The organism is Oryzomicrobium sp. (assembly GCF_021287045.1).
Lineage (GTDB): Bacteria > Pseudomonadota > Gammaproteobacteria > Burkholderiales > Rhodocyclaceae > Oryzomicrobium.
Window position 1 is genome coordinate 54,816 of record NZ_JAJTBG010000013.1, and the last position, 21,641, is coordinate 76,456.

At 67.4% G+C, this 21,641-nt stretch carries 20 protein-coding genes; 18 read left to right on the top strand and 2 right to left on the bottom strand.

Annotated features, from left to right (window positions below):
* Positions 1–53: 53 nt before the first annotated feature.
* The 9 genes from LWW89_RS14300 to def all read left to right on the top strand — a co-directional run bounded on the left by LWW89_RS14300 (position 54) and on the right by def (position 11,990).
* Positions 54–596 (top strand): hydrolase, encoded by a 543-nt coding sequence (locus tag LWW89_RS14300; protein ID WP_293265317.1) that lies wholly within the window; start codon positions 54–56, stop codon positions 594–596.
* A gap of 286 nt (positions 597–882) precedes the next feature.
* Complete coding sequence (gene smc / locus LWW89_RS14305) at positions 883–4,425, top strand: chromosome segregation protein SMC (protein ID WP_293265319.1); 3,543 nt, start codon at positions 883–885, stop codon at positions 4,423–4,425.
* A gap of 44 nt (positions 4,426–4,469) precedes the next feature.
* Positions 4,470–6,062, top strand: a complete 1,593-nt coding sequence (locus LWW89_RS14310) for a cell division protein ZipA C-terminal FtsZ-binding domain-containing protein (RefSeq protein ID WP_293265321.1) — start codon at positions 4,470–4,472, stop codon at positions 6,060–6,062.
* A gap of 34 nt (positions 6,063–6,096) precedes the next feature.
* Positions 6,097–8,508 (top strand): NAD-dependent DNA ligase LigA, encoded by a 2,412-nt coding sequence (ligA, locus tag LWW89_RS14315; protein ID WP_293265323.1) that lies wholly within the window; start codon positions 6,097–6,099, stop codon positions 8,506–8,508.
* The gene (gene galU, locus LWW89_RS14320; protein WP_293265325.1) at positions 8,505–9,374 is read left to right on the top strand and encodes a UTP--glucose-1-phosphate uridylyltransferase GalU; all 870 of its coding nucleotides are present in this window, start codon (positions 8,505–8,507) and stop codon (positions 9,372–9,374) included. The genes ligA and galU overlap by 4 nt, the downstream gene beginning before the upstream one ends.
* Positions 9,371–9,931: a hypoxanthine-guanine phosphoribosyltransferase gene (locus LWW89_RS14325; RefSeq protein ID WP_293265327.1), complete on the top strand. Its 561-nt coding sequence runs from the start codon at positions 9,371–9,373 to the stop codon at positions 9,929–9,931. Before galU ends, LWW89_RS14325 begins: the two co-directional genes overlap by 4 nt.
* Before the next feature lie 5 nt (positions 9,932–9,936).
* Positions 9,937–10,662 carry a methyltransferase domain-containing protein gene (locus LWW89_RS14330; protein ID WP_293265329.1) on the top strand — a complete coding sequence of 242 codons (726 nt, stop codon included), beginning with the start codon at positions 9,937–9,939 and terminating at the stop codon, positions 10,660–10,662.
* Between the two features lie 24 nt (positions 10,663–10,686).
* Positions 10,687–11,436 carry an S-methyl-5'-thioinosine phosphorylase gene (locus LWW89_RS14335; RefSeq protein ID WP_293265331.1) on the top strand — a complete coding sequence of 250 codons (750 nt, stop codon included), beginning with the start codon at positions 10,687–10,689 and terminating at the stop codon, positions 11,434–11,436.
* Positions 11,437–11,453: 17 nt separating this feature from the next.
* Positions 11,454–11,990 (top strand): peptide deformylase, encoded by a 537-nt coding sequence (def, locus tag LWW89_RS14340; RefSeq protein WP_293265333.1) that lies wholly within the window; start codon positions 11,454–11,456, stop codon positions 11,988–11,990.
* A gap of 74 nt (positions 11,991–12,064) precedes the next feature.
* Here the strand turns inward: def and LWW89_RS14345 are convergent, their stop codons facing one another.
* Positions 12,065–12,676 (bottom strand): Maf family nucleotide pyrophosphatase, encoded by a 612-nt coding sequence (locus LWW89_RS14345; protein ID WP_293265335.1) that lies wholly within the window; start codon positions 12,674–12,676, stop codon positions 12,065–12,067.
* 245 nt (positions 12,677–12,921) lie between these two features.
* Between LWW89_RS14345 and LWW89_RS14350 the strand changes: the two genes are divergently transcribed.
* From LWW89_RS14350 to LWW89_RS14390, 9 genes are all read left to right on the top strand, one after another.
* Positions 12,922–13,398, top strand: coding sequence for a YceD family protein (locus LWW89_RS14350; RefSeq protein WP_293265337.1), 477 nt, complete (start codon positions 12,922–12,924; stop codon positions 13,396–13,398).
* A gap of 57 nt (positions 13,399–13,455) precedes the next feature.
* Positions 13,456–13,635, top strand: a complete 180-nt coding sequence (gene rpmF / locus LWW89_RS14355) for a 50S ribosomal protein L32 (protein ID WP_054620852.1) — start codon at positions 13,456–13,458, stop codon at positions 13,633–13,635.
* A gap of 110 nt (positions 13,636–13,745) precedes the next feature.
* Positions 13,746–14,819 (top strand): phosphate acyltransferase PlsX, encoded by a 1,074-nt coding sequence (plsX, locus tag LWW89_RS14360; RefSeq protein WP_293265341.1) that lies wholly within the window; start codon positions 13,746–13,748, stop codon positions 14,817–14,819.
* 2 nt (positions 14,820–14,821) lie between these two features.
* Positions 14,822–15,781, top strand: coding sequence for a beta-ketoacyl-ACP synthase III (locus LWW89_RS14365; protein ID WP_293265392.1), 960 nt, complete (start codon positions 14,822–14,824; stop codon positions 15,779–15,781).
* Between the two features lie 36 nt (positions 15,782–15,817).
* Positions 15,818–16,744, top strand: a complete 927-nt coding sequence (fabD, locus tag LWW89_RS14370) for an ACP S-malonyltransferase (protein ID WP_293265343.1) — start codon at positions 15,818–15,820, stop codon at positions 16,742–16,744.
* A 5-nt stretch (positions 16,745–16,749) separates the two neighbouring features.
* Complete coding sequence (gene fabG / locus LWW89_RS14375; RefSeq protein ID WP_293265345.1) at positions 16,750–17,490, top strand: 3-oxoacyl-ACP reductase FabG; 741 nt, start codon at positions 16,750–16,752, stop codon at positions 17,488–17,490.
* 112 nt (positions 17,491–17,602) lie between these two features.
* Complete coding sequence (gene acpP, locus LWW89_RS14380) at positions 17,603–17,839, top strand: acyl carrier protein (RefSeq protein ID WP_293265347.1); 237 nt, start codon at positions 17,603–17,605, stop codon at positions 17,837–17,839.
* Between the two features lie 212 nt (positions 17,840–18,051).
* Positions 18,052–19,293 (top strand): beta-ketoacyl-ACP synthase II, encoded by a 1,242-nt coding sequence (gene fabF / locus LWW89_RS14385; protein ID WP_293265349.1) that lies wholly within the window; start codon positions 18,052–18,054, stop codon positions 19,291–19,293.
* 9 nt (positions 19,294–19,302) lie between these two features.
* A complete protein-coding gene (locus LWW89_RS14390) occupies positions 19,303–19,791 on the top strand; it encodes a protein YgfX (protein ID WP_365781912.1) in 489 nt (162 codons plus the stop codon).
* A 22-nt stretch (positions 19,792–19,813) separates the two neighbouring features.
* Here the strand turns inward: LWW89_RS14390 and nadB are convergent, their stop codons facing one another.
* Positions 19,814–21,409: an L-aspartate oxidase gene (nadB, locus tag LWW89_RS14395; protein ID WP_293265353.1), complete on the bottom strand. Its 1,596-nt coding sequence runs from the start codon at positions 21,407–21,409 to the stop codon at positions 19,814–19,816.
* Between the last annotated feature and the right edge of the window lie 232 nt (positions 21,410–21,641).

A 21,641-nucleotide genomic window follows, 5' to 3' on the forward strand; every position in this document is an offset into this window, starting at 1 on the left:
CGGCAACGTGCCGCCGCGACGCACAACCATAAATAACGATCCGGAGACAACTCATGCTCATGCGTGCGCCCCAGTCCGTCCTCCTGGTGGTGGACATCCAGGAACGCCTGGCCCCCGCCATCCACGACAGCGACGCCGTCATCGCCAACACCGCCTGGCTGCTCCAGGTAGCCGCCAAGGTCGGCGTGCCGGTGCTGGCCACCGAGCAGTACCCGGCCGGTCTGGGAGTCACGGTGCCCGCCCTGCGCGGCCTGATTCCTGCCGAAGCAATTGCCGAGAAGACTCATTTTTCCGCCGTGGCCGAAGGCAACCTGTTCGACCTGCCCGGCGGCGAGCGGCGCCAGTACGTGGTGACCGGCACCGAGACCCACGTCTGCGTGTTGCAGACGGTCATGGACCTGCTCGCCGGAGGCCGCCAGGTGTTCGTGGTGGCCGAGGCGGTGGGGTCGCGCAAGCCCGCCGACAAGGAACTGGCCCTGGAGCGGATGCGGGCCGCCGGGGCGCGCATCGTCTCCCGGGAGATGGTGGCCTTCGAGTGGCTGCACCGGGCCGGCACCGACCTGTTCCGCGCCGTCAGCCGCGATTTCATCCGGTAGCCGGACGGCGGCGGGGCCCGCTCCCGGCCCCGCCCGGGACGGGGCTTTCGGGCCGGCGGGGGGGCAATGGTATTATGGCGGCTCTTTGCGGCTTCCCCGGCCCCGGACGGTTTTTCCCGCGTTTTGCTCCCTTCCATGAAGATGGAATGAGTGCTGCGTAAAACCGGCGGTCTGCCGGCCAGCCCCGGAGGCGCCCGTTTTGCCGCCCTGCGGCGGCCGGTCCTCCGCCGGCCCCGATCCATCCCGGTGGCCGGACCCTTCCTGCACCTGCCGCCCACCGGATTACATGCGTCTCACCAAGCTCAAAGTCGCCGGCTTCAAATCGTTCTGCGATCCCACCATCGTGGAGTTGCCCGGGCAGCTCGTCGGTGTGGTGGGGCCCAACGGTTGCGGCAAGTCCAATGTGATGGACGCGGTGCGCTGGGTGCTGGGCGAAACCCGGGCCTCCGAGCTGCGCGGCGAGTCGATGCAGGACGTGATCTTCAACGGGTCGAGCAACCGCAAGCCCGTCTCCCGGGCCTCGGTGGAACTGGTCTTCGACAACTCCCTGGGCCGTGCCGCCGGCCAGTGGAGCCAGTACGCCGAACTGGCGGTGAAACGGGTGCTCACCCGCAACGGCCAGTCCGACTACTTCATCAACAACCTCAAGGTCCGCCGCAAGGACATCACCGACCTGTTCCTCGGCACCGGCCTGGGACCCCGGGCCTACGCGATCATCGGCCAGGGCATGATCTCCCGCATCATCGAGGCCAAGCCCGAGGAAATGCGGGTCTTCCTCGAAGAGGCCGCCGGCGTCACCAAGTACAAGGAACGGCGCAAGGAAACCGAGGGGCGCATCGAGGACACCCGGGAAAACCTGACCCGGGTGGATGACATCCGCCAGGAACTGGGCGGGCAGATGGAAAAGCTCGAGGCCCAGGCCGAGGTGGCGCGCCGCTACCACGACATCAACTCCGAACTGACCACCAAGCAGCAGTTGCTCTGGTTCATCCGCCGCAACGAGGCGCGCCAGGAACAGCAACGCCTGGCCGTGGAAGTGGAGCGGGCCGCAGTGGACCTGGAGGCCCAGACCGCCACTCTGCGCGAGCTGGAAACCCGCCTCGAAACGGCCCGGGAAACCCACTACACCGCCAGCGACGGTGTCCACCAGGCCCAGAGCGGCCTGTATTCCGCCAACGCCGAGGTCACCCGGCTGGAAGCGGAAATCCGCCACCAGGGCCAGTCCCGCCAGCAGCTCGAAGCCCGGCTGGCCCAACTGAGCGGCGAGTTCGCCCACTGGAAGAGCCAGGCGGAAAAGTACGAAGAGGACGGCCTGCGCTGGCAGGAGCTGTCCGACCTGGCCGACATGCGCGTCGAGCAGGCGGCCATGAAGCTGGAGATGCAGCAGGAGCGCCTGCCCCAGGCCGAGGAATTGCAAGGCATCGCCCAGGACGAGGTGAACCGGGAGCGGGGCCGCATCGCCCAGGTCGAGCAGAAGATTCAGGTGGAGCAGGCCCACCGGGGTAACGCCCAGCGCGCCCTGCAAGGCTTCGTGCAGCGCCGCGAGCGCCTCGCCCAGGAACGGGACAGCCTGGCCGACCCGGATACGGTTGAACTGGAGGACAAGCAGGAAGAGTTGGCCATGCTGCGCGAGGAACTGGCGATGCGCCAGGAGACCGTGGCCGACCTGCAGCAGCGTCTGCCGGAACTCGATTCCCAGCGCCGCCACGTCCAGGCCGAGGTGCAGAACGCCTTGCGCGACGTGGCCGCCGTCCAGGCCCGGGTCGGTGCCCTGGAAACCCTGCAAAAGCGCGTCCAGGGCAACAGCAAGCTGATCGAATGGCTGCGCCGCCACGGCCTGGAAGGGCGCACCCCGTTATGGAAGCGCCTGCACGTCGAGGCCGGCTGGGAAGACGCGGTGGAAGCGGTGCTGCGCGAACGGCTCAACGCCTTGACCTTGTCCCTGGAGGCGGGGGAGGGCGGCCGCCTGCCGGCCTGGACCGCCGACGGCACCCCGGGGGGCAAGCTCACCCTGCTCATCCCCGATGCAGTGCCGGCTACCGTGCCCGCCGACAGCCTGGCCGCCAAGGTACGCTGCGAGGATGGCGCCTTGGCGCCCATCGTCGCCGACTGGCTGGCGGCGATCACCACCGCCGACACCCTGGAAGCCGCCCTGCAACGTCGTCCCCAGCTGGCCCCCGGCATTACCGTGGTGGTGCCCCAGGGCCACCTGGTCACCCGGGGCAGCGTCACTCTCTTTGCCCCGGACAACGCCGAGCACGGCCTGCTCGAACGCCAGCGCGAGATCGAGGAACTGAGCGCCGCCCTGGAGGTGAAGCAGGGCGAGGTGGAAACTGCCCAGGCCAGCCTGGCCGAAGTGGAAGCCCGCCTGGCCCAGGCCCAGGGCGAACTGGCCAACGCCCGCCGCGAGGCCCAGGACCTGGTGTCCCGGGAACATGCGTTGCAAGTGGAAACCCTCAAGCTCGCCCAGGCCGTCGAGCGCGCCCGGGAGCGGGCCCAGCAAATCGAGGACCAGCTGGCCGAACTGGCCCTGGAAGAGGAAGAGGAACGCGCCCGGGAAATGGCTTCCGAGGAAGCCATGGCTGCCGCCCGGGAAGAACTGGGCGAGCTGCACATGCGCCTGATGGCCGCCCGGGGCCGCCTGGAAGAGGCCGAGCGGCGCCTGCGCGACGAGCGCGAGGCGGTTACCCAGGTGGAGCGGGAACTGCGCGAATCCCAGTTCTCCCAGCGCGAATGCGCCAGCAAGCTCCAGGAGATCGCCTCCGGCAAGCAGGTAGCCGCCCGCCAGGTGACCCGCCTGGCCGAGGAGGAAACCACCTGCCGCACCCAGCTGGCGGAAACCCGCATCGAGGACCTGGAGCCCGAACTACAGGTGGCCCTGGAAAACCGCATGGAGGCGGAGCAGCGCCTGTCGGACGCCCGCCAGCATCTGGAAGAGGCCACCGCCGGCCTGCGCGAGATGGAAGAATCGCGGCTGCGCATCGAGCAGAGCCTCAACCCCCTGCGCGAGCGCATCGGCGAACTGAAGCTCAAGGAGCAGGCCGCCGGCTTGAACGCCGAGCAGCTGGCCGAGCAGCTGGTGGAAGCCCAGGCCGACGAAGCGGCCATCGCCGACTACCACGCCAAGCTGGTGACCGAGGGCGGCATGGTCAAGGTGGCCAGCCTGCAATCGTCCATCGGCCATTTGCAGAAGGCCATGCTCGACCTGGGGGCAGTGAACCTGGCGGCCCTGGAAGAGTTGGATGCGGCGCGGGAACGGAAGGGCTTCCTCGATGCCCAGGCCGAGGACCTGAACCTGGCCATGGAAACCCTGGAAAACGCCATCCGCCGCATCGACAAGGAAACCCGGGAACTGCTGCAGCACACCTTCGACACGGTGAACCGCCGCTTCGGCGAGCTGTTCCCCACTCTGTTCGGCGGGGGCCGGGCCGAGCTGCTGATGACCGGGGAAGAGATTCTCGATGCCGGCGTGCAGGTGATCGCCCAGCCGCCGGGCAAGAAAAACTCCACGATTCACCTGCTTTCCGGCGGCGAAAAGGCCCTGACCGCGATTGCGCTGGTATTCTCCTTCTTCCAGCTCAATCCGGCGCCGTTCTGCCTCCTCGACGAAGTGGACGCGCCGCTTGACGACACCAACACCGAGCGTTTCGCCCAGATGGTGAAGCGCATGTCGGCCCAGACCCAGTTCCTGTTCATCAGCCACAACAAGATCGCCATGGAAATGGCCGAACAGTTGGTGGGGGTGACCATGCAGGAGTCCGGGGTGTCGCGGATCGTTGAAGTGGATATGGAAGAAGCCCTCAAGATGCGGGAGCAGGTGACGGCCTGAGCGCCCCGCCCACGCCTGCCCGACCTGATGATGACTGCGCTTTGATGAACGAACTGCAACTGGCACTGATCGGACTGGGAGCCGCCGCCGTGGGCGGTGTGGTCGCCTACAACAAATGGCAGGAGCGCCGCCACCGCCAGGTGGCCGAATCCCTGCTCGCACCCCAACGGGGCGACGCCCTGCTCGACGATGCGCCGGCGGCGGGAGGTGTGGCCGATGGCTACGCCATCGACCCGTCGGTGGATTTCGACGACGTGCCCGACCTGCCGTCCTTCAGCGCCGCCCCGGGCGGGGCCGCCGTGCCCGCGTCGGCGGCGGTGTCCCGTGGCGTCTTCGAGAACGCCGTCTACGCCGAGCCCGGCCTGGGTCAGCACCAGCCAGCCCAAGCTCCGATGATGGCCGATCCCCGGGAACTCCACCACGCGCCCCAGGCGGCTTTCGCCGGCCTGCGCCAGGAGCCGGTCCTGGGCGGCCTGCCGCCGGTGGACGAGGTGCCGCCCTTCGCCCCCAGCGAGCCTGCCTACGCGCCGGTTGCACCGCCCCAGCCGGCGGTCGCGCCAGCAGCCGCCATTCCCCGGGCCGCCGTGCCGCAGCCGGCTGTGCCGGCCTATGCGCCGCCTCCGGCCCAGGTCCAAAGCCCGTCGCCCTTTGCCAGCGCCCCGATCGCCCCGCCCCTGGTGCGGCCCGATCCTCCCCGGGGCCCCATCGCTCTGGACGACCAACCCGAGGCGCCTCTGGCGCCGCAAGCGCAATCCGCGCCTGGACCGGCCCGAGCGCCGGTCCAGGCCAGCACTTTCTCCGCCGTGCTGTTGCCGCCGGAGCTGCTGTCGTCCGACACCGACTACCTGGTGGCCCTGGAAACCAGCGAGCCCCTGCCGGCCCACCAGTGGCTGGATGCCCAGCGCGAGGTGCTGGGGCGCCTGTCCAAGGCGGTGATCTGGGTCGGTTTCGACGAGCGGGAAGGGGTGTGGACCCCCCTGGAGGCGGATGACCAGCGCGCCATGCGGCGCATCCGGGTCGGTCTGCAACTGGCGGATCGGCGCGGCCCCCTGGCTGAACACGAACTAGCCGCCTTCCATGCCGCCATGCGCCAAGTGGCGGAACGCTTCATGGCGGTGGCCGACCTGCCGCTGCAACGCCCCTTCCTCGAAGCCGCCCGGGAACTGGACGGCTTCTGCGCCCAGGTGGACATCCAGATCGGCCTCAACGTGGTCGCCCACCAGCAGCTTTTCGCCGGTACCAAGATCCGCGCCCTGGCCGAATCCGCCGGCATGGGTCTGGAAGCCTCCGGCGCCTTCGTGCGGCGCGACGATCTGGGGCGGGCGGTGTACGCCCTGGTCGGCCACGACCCCGGCGGTTTTGCCGCGGACACGATGAAGAGCCTGCAATGCCGGGGCGTCACCTTCCTCCTCGACGTGCCGCGCATCGCCCATGGCGACCGGGTCTTCCTCCAGGTGGTGGAGCTGGCCCGGCGTTTCGCCGATGCACTCCACGGCAAGGTGGTGGACGACAACGGCCAGCCCTTCACCGACGTCATGATCGAGCCGATCCGCCGGCAGATCGTCCAGTACCAGACCGCCATGGCGGCCCGGGGCATCCCGGCCGGCGGGCCGGTGGCCCTGCGCCTCTTCGCCTGAGCGCCTTGCCCTTGCTGTACGGTTGCACCACCGCATGACTTTGCCCCCCGAGATTCTTGCCCGGGCCCGTTCCCTCGCCCGGGAAATCGAGCGCCACAACCACGCTTACTACGTCCTCGACGCCCCGACCATTCCGGACGCCGACTACGACGCTTTGTTCCGCGAATTGCAGGCCCTGGAGGCCGCGCATCCGGAATTGCGCACCCCCGATTCCCCAACCCAGCGGGTGGGGGGGGCGCCTCTCGATCAGTTCGCACCGGTGCGCCACGCCGTGCCCATGCTGTCGATCCAGACCGAGACCGATATCGAGGAGAGCGGGGCCTACAATTTCGACGCCCGGGTGCGCAAGGAACTCGGCCTGGACGAGACCGACCCGCCGGTCGAATACACCGCCGAACTCAAGTTCGACGGCCTGGCGGTGACCTTGCGCTATGAGCATGGCCTGTTCGTCCAGGGCGCCACCCGGGGCGACGGCACGGTGGGCGAGGACGTCACCCAGAACCTGCGCACCGTGCACCAGATTCCCCTGCGCCTGGCCGGCGACGCCCCGCCCGTGCTGGAGGTGCGCGGCGAGGTGTACATGCGCCGCGACGACCTGGCCCGCTACAACGAAGCCGCCGCCGCCCGGGGCGACAAGACCCTGGTCAATCCGCGCAACGGCGCCGCCGGCAGCATTCGCCAGCTGGACCCGGCCATCGCCGCCAGCCGGCCCTTGAGTTTCTTCGCCTACGGCATCGGTGCGGTGGAAGGCTGGACGTTGCCGCCTACCCACAGCGGCCTGCTCGACGCCCTGGCGGCCTTCGGTGTGCCGGTCTGCGCCCATCGCGCCGTGGTGCGGGGCGCGGCCGAACTGGCCGGTTTCCACCGCCAAATGGGCGAGTTGCGCGATACGCTGCCCTTCGACATCGACGGAGTGGTCTACAAGGTCAACCGCCTGGCCCTGCAAGCCGAACTGGGCTTTCGCTCCCGGGAGCCGCGCTGGGCCGTGGCCCACAAGTATCCGGCCCAGGAAGCCAGCACCGTGGTGGAAGCCATCGACTTCCAGGTGGGGCGCACCGGCGCCATCACCCCGGTGGCGCGCCTCAAGCCGGTGTTCGTCGGCGGGGTGACGGTGACCAACGCCACCCTGCACAACGAGGACGAGGTGCGGCGCAAGGACGTGTGGATCGGCGACACGGTGATCGTGCGCCGCGCCGGCGACGTCATCCCCGAAGTGGTGAGCGTGATCCAGGAGCGCCGCCCGGCGGATGCCAAACCCTTCGCCATGCTGCGCCATTGCCCGGTGTGCGGCTCTCACGTGGTGCGGGAAGAGGGCGAGGCCATTGCCCGCTGCTCCGGCGGTTTCGCCTGCCGGGCCCAGCGCACCCAGGCCATCCTGCACTTCGCCGGCCGGCGCATGATGGACATCGAAGGGCTCGGCGACCGCTACGTGGAAAACCTAGTGGACCTGGACTATGTCCATGGCGTGGCCGACCTGTTCCGCCTCACCCTGGACGACCTGCTGGAAATGAAGCGCCGTGCCGACGAGCGCGACGGCACCACCCCAGAGACGGTGAAGAAGGGTGTGGTTGCCACCCGCTGGGCGGAAAAGCTGCTGGAAGGCATCAAGGCCAGCCGTTCGCCCACTCTGGCACGCTTCCTGTTCGCCCTGGGCATCCGCCATGTCGGCGAATCCACCGCCAAGACCCTGGCCGACTGGCTCGGCACCTTCGCCCGGGTCCGACGCGCGCCGGCACCGCTCCTGGCCGTGCTGCCGGACATCGGCGCCACGGTGGCGGCCGCCATCGCCGATTTCTTTTCCGAACCCCGGAACGGCGCCGCCATCGACGCTCTGTTCGCCGCCCAGGTGGCGCCGGCCGACGAGCACGCCCCCCATCCGGACCTGGCGGAAAAGCTGGCCTGGCCTGCGCTCTACGCCGCCCTGGGCGTGCCCAGGCTGACTCCGGTGCGCGCCCAGCAACTGGCCGAGGCGGTGCCGGACGGCGCCACCCTGGCGCGCCTCGACCATTTGGATTTGATTGCCTTGCCCCTGCCCGCCGAGGTGGGCGACGCCCTGCGCGACTGGCTCGACCGGGAAGACAACCGGAAGCTGCTGCTGGCCTTGGCCGAACTGCGCGGCGAGTTGCTCGCCGCCTTGCCTGAGGCCCCCGCCGCCGGCAGCGGCAACCCCCAGGTGGCGGGCAAGACCTTCGTGCTCACCGGCACTCTGCCTACCCTGACCCGGGACGAGGCTAAAGCCATGATCGAGGCCCAGGGCGGCAAGGTGGCCGGTTCCGTGTCGAAGAAAACCCATTACGTGGTGGCCGGCGCCGAAGCCGGCTCCAAACTGGCCAAGGCCGAGGAGCTGGGCGTGCCCGTCCTCGATGAGGCCGGCCTGTTGTCGTTGTTGGAATCGTTGTCGGAGTCGCATGGTTCGACGCCGCCGAATCAGGGAGAAACGCAGTGAAGAAAGTTCGCAAGGCCGTATTTCCGGTAGCCGGTCTGGGCACCCGGTTCCTGCCTGCCACCAAGGCCAGCCCCAAGGAAATGCTGACGGTGGTGGACAAGCCCTTGATCCAGTACGCCGTGGAAGAGGCGGTGGCCGCCGGCATCACCGAGATGATCTTCGTCACTGGCCGCAGCAAGCGGGCCATCGAGGACCACTTCGACAAGGCCTTCGAGCTGGAAACCGAGCTGGAGCGCAAGAACAAGACCGAACTCCTGGAAGTGGTGCGCAACATCCTGCCTAAGGGGGTGAACTGCATCTACACCCGCCAGTCTGAAGCCCTGGGCCTCGGCCATGCCGTGCTCTGCGCCAAGTCGGTGGTGGGGGACGAGCCCTTCGCCGTGATCCTGGCCGACGACCTGCTCGACCACGGCAAGCCGGTGATGCAGCAGATGTCCGAGTCCTTCGACTACTACAACTGCTCGGTCATCGGCGTGCAGGACGTGCCCCGGGCCGAGACCAAGAGCTACGGCATCGTGGACGCCCAGCCCGTGGCCGACCGGGTCGAGCGCATCTCCGCCATCGTCGAGAAGCCCAAGCCCGAAGAGGCGCCGTCCACCCTGGCCGTGGTGGGGCGCTACATCCTGACTCCACGCATCTTCCACCACCTGGAGCGGGTCAAGCCCGGCTCCGGCGGCGAAATCCAGCTCACCGACGGCATCGCCGCCCTGCTTCAGGAAGAGCAGGTGCTGGCCTACCGCTACGACGGTGTGCGCTACGACTGCGGTTCCAAGCTCGGCTACCTGCAGGCTACGGTGGCCCTGGGGCGTCGCCATGCCGAGGTGGGCGATGCCTTCGAAGCCTACCTGGACAGCCTGAAAGGATGAGCATGTCCATCATCGACTACCGGGAAGCCCAGGCCACCCTGGCCGACGCCGATGTGATCCACGACGAGGCCCAAGTGAGCGAGGCGGTGGCCCGGGTGGCCGCCACCATCAGCGCCGACCTGGGGGAGAAGTGTCCCCTGGTGCTGTGCGTGATGACCGGCGGCCTGGTGTTCGCCGGCCAGCTCCTGACCCAGCTGCGCTTTCCCCTTCAGTTCGACTACCTGCACGTCACCCGTTACGGCCAGGACACCGCCGGCGGCGCCCTGTCGTGGAAGGCCGCCCCCTGGACCAGCGTCAAGGACCGGATCGTGCTGGTGGTGGACGACATCCTGGACCAGGGCGTGACCCTGGCGGTGATCCGCGACCGGCTGCTGCAACTGGGGGCCGCCGAGGTGCGCACCGCGGTGTTCGCCGACAAGGACAATGGCCTGGACAAGCCGATCCGCGCCGACTACGTGGCGGTCTCGGTGCCCAACCGCTTCGTCTTCGGCTATGGCATGGACGTGCGCGGCGCCTGGCGCAACCTGCCGGCGGTCTATGCGGTGAAGGGACTGTGAGCGCCGTGGCAGAAGCTTTTCCTTCCCGCTGGACGAACGAAGCCGCCTGGTACGCCCGTCATGGCGACTACGCCTGGCTCGCCGAAACCCTGGCAGCCGCCCTCGGCGCCGCAGATCAGCGCCGCGTGGTGGAAGTAGGCTGCGGCGTGGGTGAAAGCACCGTGGTCCTGGCCCGGGCCGGCTTTTCCGTGTGTGTGGTCGAACCGATTGCCGCCTGCCGCGACGAGGCCGCCCAACGCCTGGCCGCTGCCGGCGCCGAGATCGCCGGCCGGGTGACCTTCATCGACGCCGACGTGACGGCCCTGCCGGACGCGGCGCGCCGCCAGCTGGAAGCCTTCGATCCCCGCGCCGTGGCCTGCTGGCTGGCCGGCGCCCCCGACGAGGTCACGGCCCTGCCCGGCGGCCGGCCGGGGGAGGGGGTGGCGCGCCACCGGGAAACCATGCAGCGCGGCTGCGCCGAACTGGCCGCCGCCCTGCCCGGCGTGACCGTGCTTCAGGTGGCGGACCGTACGGTCATGCCCTGGGCGGCCAAGGACATCGGCCGCGACCTGACCCTCAAGGTGCAGCAGCAACTGGTCCTGAAAGACTTGCCGTTCCAGTTGTCCAAGGCTGACACCCTGTTTCGCAAGCTCACCCCGACGCCCCACGAGGCGGCCACCCTGGGCAAGCTGTCCGGCCCTATGCGCGGAGCCATTCCGCTGCTGGGCATGGCCCTGGCGCGCCGGGCCTGACGCAATTTAGTAGCGGAGAATTCAATGCTCGCCATCATTGGCGGTTCCGGGCTGTCCCAGCTCGCCAACCTACTCATCACCCACCGCGAGGTGGTCCGTACGCCCTACGGCGAACCCTCCTGCCCCCTGACCTTCGGCGAAGTCTGCGGCACCCCGGTGGTCTTCCTGGCCCGCCACGGCCATGGCCACACCTTGGCGCCCCACGAGGTCAATTACCGGGCCAACATCTGGGCCCTCAAGCACAAGGGCGCCCTGGCGGTGATCGCCGTGGCCTCGGTGGGGTCGATCCGGGCCGACCTGGCCCCGGGCGACCTGGTGGTGCCCCACCAGGTCATCGACTACACCTGGGGCCGCCGTTCCACCTTCTTCGAAGGGGAGGGCAATCCGGTGCGCCACATCGACTTCACCGATCCCTACGACGAGGAGTTGCGCCAGCGCATCATCGGCGCCGCCGACCTGACCAAGATTCCCATCAAGGCCGGGGCGGTCTATGCCTGCACCCAGGGACCCCGTCTGGAAACCGCCGCCGAGATCAACCGCATCGAGCGTGACGGCGGCGACGTGGTGGGCATGACCGGCATGCCCGAGGCCCTGCTGGCCCGGGAGCTGGAGCTTCCCTACGCGGCCATCAACGTGGTGGCCAACTACGCCGCCGGCCGAGCCGATTCGGCCCACGGCATCAGCTTCGACGCCATCCTCGGCGAATTGGGCGCCCCCATGGGGCGGGTCCGATCGCTGCTGGAAACCGTGGCCGGCTGCGGCGTGTTCCTGTGAACCGTTAGGAGGATGCCGTGATCCGGGAAATCCTGCGCATGGGCGACCCGCGCCTTTATCTGCGGGCGGAAGAGGTCCGGGCATTCGGTACGCAGGCCCTGGATGCCCTGGTGGCCGACATGCTCGACACCATGCAGGCGGCTCAGGGCGTTGGTCTGGCCGCGCCCCAGATCGGCGTGTCGCTGCGGGTGGTGATCTTCGGCTTCGAGCGCAACCCCCGCTACCCCCAGGCCGAGGCCGTACCATTCACCGTGCTGGTGAACCCGGTCCTGACGCCGCTCGGCGACGAGATGGAGGAGGGCTTCGAGGGCTGCCTGTCGGTGCCCGGGCTGCGTGGCAGCGTGCCCCGCCACCGGCGCCTGCGCTACACCGGCGTCACCCCACAGGGCGACGTCGTGGATCGCACGGTGGAAGGTTTCCATGCGCGGGTGGTGCAGCACGAGTGCGATCACCTGGACGGCATCCTATTCCCGATGCGGGTACGGGATTTCACCCGCTTCGGCTTTACCGACGTGCTTTTTCCCAATGGCCTGCCTGCCGGGACCGACGACTGAGCAAAGGCAAGGTCCCATGAATAAAGGCCGGTTCCATAGCAATGGAGCCGGCCTTTGGCTTTAGAGGGGCAGGCTCAGGCGAAGAGCGAGACCCCGGCGTTGCGCAACATGCTGCACAGGGCGATCAGGGGCAGGCCGATCAGGGCGTTGGGATCGCTGCATTCCATCTTTTCCAGCAGGGCGATGCCCAGCCCCTCGGACTTGGCGCTGCCGGCGCAGTTGTAGGGCTGTTCGCGGCGCAGGTAGTTGTGGATTTCGTCGTCCGTCAGGTGGCGGAAAGTGACCAGGGTGGGAATGCCCTCGATCTGGCGGTGGCCGCTGGCGCCATGGACCAGGGCCAGGCCGGTGAAGAAGTTGACGGTGCGGCCGCGCATGGTCTGCAACTGGCGCACGGCCTTCTCGTGGCCGCCGGGTTTGCCGAAGATGGCACCGTCGAGCACCGCCACTTGGTCGCTGCCGATCACCAGGGCATCCGGGCGGCGTTCCGCCACTGCCCGGGCCTTGGCTTCGGAAAGACGCAGTGCCAAGGCTTCAGGCGCCTCGCCGGGCAGGGGGGTTTCGTCGACTTCGGGAGAGATGGTTTCGAAGGGAATCTGCAACCGGCTGAGCAATTCGCGCCGGTAAGGTGAGGTGGAGGCAAGAATCAGGCGCTGCGGGGCAGGGGAGGCGGGGGCTGAATGGCTCACGGTAAGGCGCGGAAAGAAATGACGGGGACGGACGAAAGATGGTGAGGCGCGGTGGGGCTGGGGAATAACGGGATGAAGGGGCGTCCAGCTCAAACTTCAACTTTGGCACGGCTTGGGGGCCGCTGCCGCAGGTGTTTGGCGGTGTTTCCGGGCGACTGGCAACTCCTGAAAAGTCCGGCGCTTCCGTCTTTTTTGACATGGAGAGCCGAAAATCATATCATCCGCGCCTTATGTCGCAACAGATCGTGATCGACAGCAAGGTTTTCGCCCGCGAGGGGCGGGTGCTGGAAGGGTCCCTGGACCTGGCCGCCCTGCCGCGCTTGGCGGATCTGCTGCTGGCCCGCGAGGGGCAGCTGGTCTATCGACTGGAAGGCCGCGTCAGCACCGACAATAAGCCGCAGCTGTGGCTGGTTGTTTCCGGGCTCTTGCCCCTGGGGTGCCAGCGTTGCCTGGAACGGGTCGATCATGAGCTTGAGGTGGATAGCCTCCTCGAACTCATCGACGACGAGGCCGATCTGACTCAGGATGACCTGGAGGACGACTCCCGGGATTTCATTGTTGCCGACAAGTCGTTGGACGTTGCAGCCCTGATCGAGGACGAGGTGATTCTCGCCCTGCCGGCAGTGCCGCAGCACTTGGATTGCGCCCTGCCGGAAGGCGGGCAGGGAAACGCAAAGGTTTCGCCCTTCAGCGCGCTCGCTGCCCTGAAGAAAACGCCGTGACCTGTTGGTCGCGGTCGGGGTTTAAAGCGAAGCCCGATTTTTATTTAGGAGTTTGAAATGGCCGTTCAACAGAACAAGAAGTCCCCCTCCAAGCGTGGCATGGTCCGCGCTCACGATTTTCTGACCGCTCCCGCCCTGGCGGTTGAGCCCACCACCGGTGAAACCCACCTGCGTCACCACATCTCCCCGTCCGGTTTCTACCGCGGCAAGAAGGTCGTCAAGGGCAAGGGCGAGTAATTCTGCCGGAAGGGGCAGGCGACTCCCTCTCATGAAGAGGGCGCCTGCCTTTTCTTTTGCCGTCGTGCCGGCTCCCGGTGCGGCTCCCTCCTTCCTTGCTTCCCTCCCCAATGGCTATCACCCTCGCCATCGATTGCATGGGTGGTGACCACGGTCCCGGTGTCACAGTGCCGGCGGCCCTGGCTTTCGCCCGTCGTTTTCCCGAATCCCGCATCATCCTCATCGGCCTCGAAGACCGCATCCGTCCCCTTTTGAAGGGCGCGGACGTGGATTCCGAGCGCGTCTCCGTGCACCATGCCTCCCAGGTGGTGGCCATGGACGAATCCCCGGCCCTGGCGCTGAAGAACAAAAAGGATTCGTCGATGCGCGTCGCCGCCAACCTGGTCAAGTCAGGCGAGGCCGATGCCTGCGTCTCGGCCGGCAACACCGGCGCCCTGATGGCGATTTCCCGCTTCGTCCTGAAGATGCTGCCGGGCATCGACCGCCCGGCGATCTGTACCGTGCTGCCCACCACCAAGGGGCACGTCCACGTCCTCGATCTGGGCGCCAACGTGGATTGCGAGGCGGAGCACCTGCTCCAGTTCGGCATCATGGGGGCCATGCTGGTGGCCGCCGTGGAGCACAAGGATAGTCCCACCGTTGGCCTGCTCAACATCGGTGAAGAAGAGATCAAGGGCAACGAGGTGGTCAAGCAGGCCGCCGAACTGCTCCGCGACTCGGGCCTCAACTTCATCGGCAACGTCGAGGGCGACGGGGTTTACCAGGGCGAGGCCGAAGTGGTCGTCTGCGACGGCTTCGTCGGTAATGTGGCCCTGAAGGTTTCCGAGGGCCTGGCCCAGATGGTGGCCTCCTTCCTCAAGCAGGAGTTCAGCCGCTCGCCCCTCACCAAGCTGGCCGCCCTGGTGGCGCTGCCGGTGCTCAAGCGCTTCAAGGACCGGGTCGACCATCGTCGCTACAATGGTGCCAGCCTGCTCGGCCTGAAGGGCGTGGTGGTGAAGAGCCACGGCTCCGCCGACGCCTTCGCCTTTGAAAACGCCATCGTGCGCGCCTACGAGGCCGCCCGCGAAGGCGTGCTCGACCGGATTGCCCGCCAGATGGCGGTCTACCAGGCCCACCGGGAAGCCCAGCGTGCCGCTGCGGCTCCCCTTGATTCGAACAACGCTCCCGCACAGGAGACAGCGTGACCATTTACGCCCGCATTGCCGGCGTGGGCAGCTACCTGCCCCCGGATCGCGTCACCAACGATGACCTCGTCGCCCGGGGTATCGACACCAACGATGAGTGGATCGCCACTCGTACCGGCATCCGCGCCCGCCACCTGGCCGCTCCCGGCGTCACCTCCAGCCAGCTTGGCCTGGAGGCGGCCCGCCGCGCCCTGGAGCACGCCGGCGCCACGGCCGGCGAAATCGACCTGATCATCGTCGCCACCTCCACGCCGGATTTCATCTTCCCCAGCACCGCCTGTCTGATCCAGGCCGAACTGGGCAGCAAGAAGGCCACGGCCTTCGACGTCCAGGCCGTGTGCAGCGGTTTCGTCTATGCCATGACCGTGGCCGAGAAGTTCATCCGTTCCGGCAGCCATAAAAAGGCCCTGGTGATCGGCACCGAAACCTTCTCGCGCATCCTCGACTGGAAGGACCGGGGCACCTGCGTGCTGTTCGGCGACGGTGCCGGCGCCGTTATCCTGGAAGCCTCGGAGGCCCCGGGCATTCTGGCCACCGCCTTGCATGCCGACGGCAGCTACAACCAGATTCTCAACGTTCCCGGCCAGGTGGCCGGCGGCCAGGTGATCGGCGACCCATTCCTGCGCATGGACGGCCAGGCGGTGTTCAAATTCGCCGTGCGCGTCCTGGCCGAAGTGGCTCGGGAATGCTGCGACGCAGCCCAGATCGCCCCCGAGGCGGTGGACTGGCTGGTGCCGCACCAGGCCAACATCCGCATCATCGAGGCCACCGCCAAGAAGATGGGGCTTTCCATGGACCGGGTGGTGACCACCGTGGCCAGCCATGGCAACACCTCTGCCGCCTCGGTGCCCCTGGCCCTGGACGCGGCGGTCAAGGATGGGCGAATCCAGCGCGGCCAGACCGTCATGCTCGAAGGCGTGGGCGGCGGCTTCACCTGGGGCGCCGTGCTGCTGCGCTACTGATTTTTGCGCAATTCCACAAAAAATAGAGAGATAACCATGGCTTTTGCTTTTGTCTTCCCCGGGCAGGGCTCCCAGTCGGTGGGCATGATGGCCGCCTACGGCGACGCCCCGGTGATCCGCGCCACCTTCGACGAGGCGTCCGCAGCCCTGGGCCAGGACCTGTGGCAGATGGTCGCCGAAGGCCCGGCCGAACTGCTGGCCCAAACCGTGAACACCCAGCCGCTCATGCTCACCGCCGGCATCGCCGCCTGGCGCCTCTGGCAGGAGAAGGGCGGCAAGCAGCCCGCCGTGGTGGCCGGCCACAGCCTGGGCGAGTACTCCGCCCTGGTGGCCGCCGGCGTCCTGCAATTCAAGGACGCCGTCCCCCTGGTGCGCCTGCGCGCCGCCGCCATGCAGGACGCCGTGCCTCTGGGCACCGGCGCCATGGCCGCGATTCTGGGGCTGGACGACGACGGTATCCGCGCTGCCTGTGCCGAAGCGGCCCAGGGCGAGGTGGTGGAACCGGTGAACTTCAACGCCGCTGGCCAGACCGTGATCGCCGGCCACAAGGCCGCCGTGGAGCGGGCCATGGAAGCCTGCAAGGCCCGGGGCGCCAAGCGCGCCGTGGCTCTGCCGGTGTCCGCGCCGTTCCACTCCTCCCTGATCCGTCCCGCCGCCGACAAGCTGGCTGCTCGCCTGGCCGAACTGGACCTGCAGGCGCCGAAGATTCCGGTGGTCAACAACGTGGACGTGGCTGTCGAGAGCGATCCGGCCCGTATCCGCGACGCCCTGGTGCGCCAGGCCTACAACCCGGTGCGCTGGGTGGAGACCGTGCAGAAGATGGCGGCGATGGGCGTGACCGTCGTTGCCGAATGCGGGCCGGGCAAGGTCCTGGCCGGCCTGACCAAACGTTGCGCCGATGGCGTGAATGGCGTGGCCCTGGCCGATCTGGCCGGGATCGAGGCCAACCTCAACCTGGAGTGATACAGATGCTGCAAGGACAGATTGCCCTGGTCACCGGCGCCTCGCGGGGCATCGGCAAGGCCATCGCCCTGGCCCTGGGCCGTGCCGGCGCCACCGTGATCGGTACCGCCACCACGGCGGACGGCGCCGCCAAGATCGGCGACTATCTCAAGGAAGCTGGCATCGCCGGCCGGGGCGCCGCCCTGGAAGTGCGCGACCAGGCCCAGGTGGACGCCCTGATCGGCGAGATCGAAAAGGAATTCGCCCCGGTGTCGATTCTGGTCAACAACGCCGGCATCACCCGCGACAACCTCGCCATGCGCATGAAGGACGAGGAGTGGGATGCGGTCATCGACACCAACCTGAAGGCCGTGTTCCGCATGACCAAGGCGGTGATGCGGGGGATGATGAAGGCCCGCTTCGGCCGCGTCGTCAACATCACCTCGGTGGTCGGCCATGCCGGCAACCCCGGCCAGGCCAACTACTGTGCCGCCAAGGCCGGCGTGTCGGGCATGACCCGATCCCTGGCCCGGGAACTGGGCAGCCGCAACATCACGGTGAACTGCGTCGCCCCCGGCTTCATCGACACCGACATGACCAAGGTCCTCGAAGAGAAGCAGAAAGAGGCCCTGGTTGCCAGCATTCCCCTGGGCCGCCTCGGCGCCCCGGAGGACATCGCCTCGGCCGTGCTGTTCCTGGCCTCGCCGGGCGCCGCCTACGTGACGGGAAATACCATCCACGTCAATGGCGGGATGTTCATGGAGTGACCCGAAGCGGCGCGCCTCGCGAAAGCCTGCGTGGTTGTTTTGTGGCGGCAGCCGCTTTTGGTAGAATGGATAAGTTTTGTTTTTACCCGTATCAGGGATAAGGAGCCCCTTAATGGAAAACCTCGAACAGCGCGTTAAAAAGATTGTTGCCGAACAACTCGGTGTGAACGAAGCCGATATCAAGACCGAGTCCTCCTTCGTCGACGATCTGGGCGCCGATTCGCTGGATACCGTCGAGCTCGTGATGGCCCTCGAAGAAGAATTCGAGTGCGAAATCCCCGACGAAGAGGCGGAAAAGATCACCACCGTCCAGCAGGCGATCAATTACATCCTCGCCAACAAGAAGTAAGCTTCTGCGGACGTTGATCGGGCCGGCTGTTTCCTCGGAAGCGCCGGCCCGGTTGCATCGAATTGCAGCATCCCGGGGCAGCCGCTTGGCGCAGCCTCGTCCCAGCACGGGCCACGCGGCCCCAGTGGCCGAATGCGGCATGCCCCGAGGAGGGCTGCAACGCAGGGTGCCCCGTGCCTTTCACCCCTCACCAGACATATCCGGAGCGCATGTTGGCACGCCGTAGAGTCGTCATCACCGGCCTGGGGATCATCTCCCCGGTTGGCAACACCGTCGAGGAAGCCTGGCAGAACATCACCGCCGGCCGCACGGGCATTGGTGCCATCACCAAGTTCGATGCCTCCTCCTTCCCGTCCCGCATCGCCGGGGAAGTCAAGAATTTCGACATCGGCACCTATCTGTCGCCGAAAGAAGCCCGCCGCATGGATAGTTTCATCCATTTCGGCATGGCGGCCGGCATCCAGGCGGTCCGCGACGCGGGCCTGGAAGGTAGCGATAAGCTGGACATGGAGCGCATCGGCGTCTCCATCGGCTCCGGCATCGGCGGCCTGCCCCTGATCGAGCAGACCCACGATGAATACCTGGCTGGCGGTGTGCGCAAGGTCAGCCCCTTCTTCGTGCCCGGCTCGATCATCAACATGATCTCCGGCAACCTGTCGATCATGTACGGCTACAAGGGCCCCAACATCGCCCTGGTGACCGCCTGCACCACCGGCACCCACTCCATCGGCGAAGCGGCCCGCATCATCGAGTACGGCGACGCCGACGTGATGGTTGCTGGCGGTGCCGAATCCACCGTGTCGCCCCTGGGCGTCGGCGGCTTCTGCGCGGCCCGGGCCCTTTCCACCCGCAACGACGATCCCGCGGCCGCCAGCCGTCCCTGGGACAAGGATCGCGACGGCTTCGTCCTGGGCGAGGGGGCCGGCGTCCTGGTACTGGAAGAGTATGAGCACGCCAAGGCCCGCGGTGCCAAGATCTACGCCGAACTGATCGGCTACGGTCGCAGCGCCGACGCGTACCATATGACCCAGCCGGTGGAAAACGGCGAAGGCGCGGCCCGTTGCATGGTCAACGCCCTCAAGAACGCCGGTATCAATCCTTCCGACGTCCAGTACGTGAATGCCCACGGCACCTCCACCCCCTTGGGTGACATGGCCGAGACCCAGGCGGTCAAGCGCTGCTTCGGCGACGCGGCCCAGTCCCTGGTGGTCAGCTCCACCAAGTCCATGACCGGCCATCTGCTGGGCGCGGCGGGTGGCATCGAGGCGGTGTTCTCCACCCTGGCGGTGCATCAGCAGGTGGCGCCTCCCACCATCAACCTGGCCAATCCGGGCGAAGGCTGCGATCTGGATTACTGCGCCAACGAAGCCCGCTCCATGCGTATCGACGTGGCCCTGTCCAACTCCTTCGGGTTCGGTGGGACCAACGGTACTCTGGCGTTCAAGCGCATCTGAGGTTTGCGGGTGCGGCTGCCTCGGCAACTGCACCCCCGTCCCTCCCGCTTCGGGCTGGGACTGCTGGGCGGGCTTCACCTCGCCGCCCTGCTTGCCATCGCCGCATCGGCTTACGCCGGCGCGGCGATTTTCATTTGGTCGGGCGCATTGGCAGCGTTCATCCTGTCCCTGGCCTGGAGCGCCTGGAGCCTGCGGCGCGTGCCCCACGCCTTGCGCCTGGGCAGGGAAGGGCAGTTGCACGTGCGGCTGGGCCAGGGCGACACCTGGCGTCCGGCTCGCTTGCTGGGGGATACGGCCGTCTGGGAATTCGCGGTGATCCTGCGCTGCCGTCTGGAAGGCAGGGAAGGAGTAGGGGCGGAACGCCTGGGCCGAACCCTGCTGATCGGTCGGGACAGCTTGCCGCCCGACGACTTTCGGGCGCTAAGCGTATGGCTGCGCTGGCGGGAGTGCGGAAAGCGGGGAGGGAAGCCGGGGGAAGCCGACGGCCTCCCCCGGTAGGAGCGAGCCCCTTGGGCGGGCTTTAGCGCTTCGAGCGGAACACCCGGGGGCGAGCGCCGGGCAGAACGGTATTGCGGGGGCGTGGCAGGGTATCCGGGTAGTCGCGGCTGAAGTGCAGCCCACGGCTTTCCCTACGCTTCAGGGCGCAGCGCACAATCAGATCGGCGGTCACCACCAGGTTGCGCAGCTCGATCAGGTCGTGGCTGATGCGGAAGTTGGCGTAGAACTCGTCGATTTCCCGGGTCAGCAGGCGGATGCGGTGCTGGGCGCGGGTGAGACGCTTGGTGGTGCGGACGATGCCCACGTAGTCCCACATGAAGCGGCGCAACTCGTCCCAGTTGTGGGAAATGACGATCTCCTCGTCGGCATCGGTGACCGCGCTTTCATCCCAGGCCGGCAGGTTCGGGATGGGGGGAGGCGTCTGGGCCAGGATGTCGGCGCAGGCAGCCTCGGAAAAGACGATGCACTCGAGGAGCGAGTTGGAGGCCAGACGGTTGGCGCCGTGCAGCCCGGTGCATGCCGATTCGCCGGAGGCGTAGAGCCCGGGTACGTCGGTGCGCGCCTTCAGGTCGGTGACGATGCCTCCGCAGGTGTAGTGGGCCGCCGGCACCACCGGGATGGGCTCCCGGGAAATGTCGATGCCCAACTCCAGGCAGCGGGCGTAGATATTGGGGAAGTGGGTCTGCAGGAACTCCACCGGCTTGTGGCTGATGTCCAGGTAGACACAATCCAGGCCGCGCTTCTTCATCTCGAAGTCGATGGCTCGGGCGACGATGTCCCGGGGGGCTAGTTCGGCCCGGGGATCGTGGGCGGGCATGAAGCGGGTGCCGTCGGGCAGACGCAACAGACCGCCTTCGCCGCGGACCGCTTCGGAAATGAGGAAGGACTTGGCCTGGGGGTGGTACAGGCAGGTCGGGTGAAACTGGATGAATTCCATGTTGGCTACCCGGCAGCCGGCCCGGTGGGCCATGGCGATGCCGTCGCCGGTGGAAGTGTCCGGGTTGGTGGTGTAGAGATACACCTTGCCCGCGCCGCCGGCACCGATCAGGGTGAACGGGGCTGCCGCAGTGGTCACGTGCCCGGTGCGCGAATCCAGCACGTAGGCGCCGTAACAGCGGTTGTCGTCCAGCCCCAGCTTGGCGCCGGTGATCAGGTCGATGGCGATGTGGTGCTCCAGCACCGTGATGTTCGGGTGGTGCCGCACCTTGCGCGTCAGGGTGTCCTGCACGGCGGCGCCGGTGGCGTCGTTGACGTGGATGACGCGGCGGTGGCTGTGGCCGCCTTCCCGGGTCAGGTGGTAGCCCTTGTCGCCCTTGGTGAAGGGGACGCCCTGTTCGATCAGCCACTCGATGGCGCGGCGGCCGTTCTCGACCACGAAGCGGGTGGCGGCCGGGTCGTTGAGATAGGCGCCGGCGTCAAAAGTGTCGTGGATGTGGGCTTCGATGGAATCCTGGTTGTCCAGGACCGCGGCGATGCCGCCTTGGGCCCAGCCGGAGGCGCTATCTTCCAGGCTCCGCTTGCTGATCAGACCGACTTTTTTGTGCTGGGCGAGCCGCAGTGCGGCGGATTGACCGGCAAGACCGCTGCCGATGATGAGTACGTCGAAATTCAAGGCCACAGTATTGTTTCCCCGAAACTGCTCTTGCGGCAGTCCTGAACGAGAGTCCCGCACTATAGCGCCGGGGGGAGCGGGGCGCAACGAACATGGTCCCGGCACAGGCGCACAGTGTTGGTGCATTCGGCGCGGAAAAACAGGGGAAAAGCTGAACTAATTCTCAAATGGGAATGTCACATCTGCGGCTCATGCGAATTGCGAGGTGAAACAGTTTTTTTCTGTTGGGCATGAAGTG

Coding starts and splice junctions, on each gene's coding strand:
- fabG (WP_293265345.1), top strand. CDS start 16,750: ATGCTGCAAGGACAGATTGCCCTGGTCACCGGCGCCTCGCGGGGCATC.
- acpP (WP_293265347.1), top strand. CDS start 17,603: ATGGAAAACCTCGAACAGCGCGTTAAAAAGATTGTTGCCGAACAACTC.
- LWW89_RS14335 (WP_293265331.1), top strand. CDS start 10,687: ATGCTCGCCATCATTGGCGGTTCCGGGCTGTCCCAGCTCGCCAACCTA.
- plsX (WP_293265341.1), top strand. CDS start 13,746: ATGGCTATCACCCTCGCCATCGATTGCATGGGTGGTGACCACGGTCCC.
- fabD (WP_293265343.1), top strand. CDS start 15,818: ATGGCTTTTGCTTTTGTCTTCCCCGGGCAGGGCTCCCAGTCGGTGGGC.
- LWW89_RS14310 (WP_293265321.1), top strand. CDS start 4,470: ATGAACGAACTGCAACTGGCACTGATCGGACTGGGAGCCGCCGCCGTG.
- LWW89_RS14300 (WP_293265317.1), top strand. CDS start 54: ATGCTCATGCGTGCGCCCCAGTCCGTCCTCCTGGTGGTGGACATCCAG.
- LWW89_RS14325 (WP_293265327.1), top strand. CDS start 9,371: ATGAGCATGTCCATCATCGACTACCGGGAAGCCCAGGCCACCCTGGCC.
- rpmF (WP_054620852.1), top strand. CDS start 13,456: ATGGCCGTTCAACAGAACAAGAAGTCCCCCTCCAAGCGTGGCATGGTC.
- ligA (WP_293265323.1), top strand. CDS start 6,097: ATGACTTTGCCCCCCGAGATTCTTGCCCGGGCCCGTTCCCTCGCCCGG.
- smc (WP_293265319.1), top strand. CDS start 883: ATGCGTCTCACCAAGCTCAAAGTCGCCGGCTTCAAATCGTTCTGCGAT.